General features: G+C 36.2%; 1 protein-coding gene. It reads left to right on the forward strand.

The window, feature by feature from the left end; all coding sequences use genetic code 11:
* Positions 1-8: 8 nt before the first annotated feature.
* Positions 9-2,103 (forward strand): LptA/OstA family protein (locus Q0370_RS06710; RefSeq protein WP_367270865.1); only part of this gene is annotated, 2,095 nt, incomplete at its 3' end.

Raw genomic sequence — 2,103 nt, forward strand, 5'->3', positions numbered from 1 at the left:
ATAAAAGATTGTTTATTTTGCTGTTTTGCATAATACTCCTTGGAAGGCTGGATGCCGCAGGGGAAGTAATAGAGCTGGAAACAGAAAAATCTACAATAAATCTGGAAACAGAGGAAATAAATACCGAAGGTAATGTTACCGTAAAATATGGAGATTTTACAATAAACGCAGATAAATTGAAAAAAATTGCCAACAAGAACATTCTTTCAGGATCTGGAAATGTTGAATTTACTCAAGGTTCTCAAATTATAAAAGCTGATAACCTTATTTTTGATATGGATACAAAATTGGCGAAAATATTTAATTCAGAAAGTTATGACACTAGGATAAAATTACGTTATGGTGGCGAGGAGACGCTGGCTGAAGGGAACAAGGTCATTTTTATAAAAAATGGATGGTTTACAACGAGTCCATACGAAAATCCAAGCTATAAGATAAATGCTGAAGAGCTGGAAATATATCCCAACAGAAAGGCTATTGCGAGAAATATCGGAATCTTCGCAGGAGGAAAGACATGGGTTAAGCTGCCGTATTATGTAACCTCCCTAAAACCTTCTACCCAAAGGGCAACATTATTTCCGTATATTGGAATGGACAGTGACAGGGGCTTTTTTGGGATAATGGGATTTGACTATGATTTAGGTCCTCTTGCACAGGGATTTGTTGATTTTGAGCTAAGTACGAAGCAGAAATTGGCAATAAAATTCTCAAACGACTATGCTTTCTGGGGGAATAATTCAGGAAATATATTTATAAACAGGTTTGTCGTTCCAATCGGAAATCATCGTAAGGAATGGGATTTCAAGTGGAATCATAAAGTAAGAAATACTCCCAAGAAGGAAAAGGAAGACAGGAAGTTCTATGATGCTGGATATGGAATATGGGATTTGAACTATCAGAATATTACAACAAATCTGATGTATGCCGTAAATGGAAACGAGCTGAAGGATGATTATACAGAATTTGTGGATAAGTACAAACAAATTGGATTCTGGAATCTGAATATCAATCAGGAGCTTGGGCAGAATGGGGAATTGAATGCGAAATATTACTGGACGCAGGATAAGCATGCGCTTAAAGCGTTGACTGAAATAAATGATAAAATTATGGATGATGACAATTTGGATCCGCGTAGAACAGACGTTGATTTATATAAAAGCATAAAATATACAAATGGAAACAATAATGTTGCGATAACGGTTGATAATGAAGATTTTCGGGACATTAATCCAGGATATGTGGGAGATTTAAATTCATACAGGAAAAAACGTAATTATGGAATTGATTTTAGAGGGCCGAAAATAAAATTTGATTATCTTGATTCCGATAAAGATGAATACGGAGAACTGCTTGGAATGCGTGATCGTGGAGATGATAAGACGATTCACTGGGTACAGAATGTTGCGTACGACAAGAGAAAGGAATGGGGACTGACTTTTGGAAATTACTATCCGTTCAGGGAAAGTGATTTTTTTGGCTATCAGCCTAGAACAGGTTATCAGAATCTGACAAATACTTTATATTTCGGAGCACAGGTAAAGCAGGTCGATATAAGAAAAAAAGAATACGAGTATGACTACACCAGAGATAACGAAAATTATAATGCCTTATTTTTAAATCCGGCAACTACTGATGAAAGTAGAATATATAAAGTTTACGAGGATAACGTGACGATTCGCCGTCCGAAGAAAATTATCTATGAAAAATACAGGGTGCAGAAGTTTAATGTAGGAAATGACAGGATTGATATTCCGTTCAAGAATTCGTTTATTGGATATAATCTGGCATTTGAAAACAGGGATTACAGCAGTCTGGGAGTACCTGAATTTGTTAATGGGCGAAAAGTGGAGGATCTGGATTCTCAGACAGGATACAGGGTAGCGAAAGACTCAAGTGGAGAAATCATAAGACAAAGTCCATCAATAAGAATTTTTACGCTTGATACACGTCTATTTACGACATTTTTTGATAATACATCAAAGAAAAATAACAAATATGATGTGAAAGTTACAAACGATGCGACTGTTACATTTCAGAGAACAACAGCGGGAAGTGCAACATACAACGGCTTTGATATTGTGGAAGTGCCGACAAATGCACTGG

The organism is uncultured Leptotrichia sp. (genome assembly GCF_938036635.1).
Lineage (GTDB): Bacteria > Fusobacteriota > Fusobacteriia > Fusobacteriales > Leptotrichiaceae > Leptotrichia > Leptotrichia hongkongensis.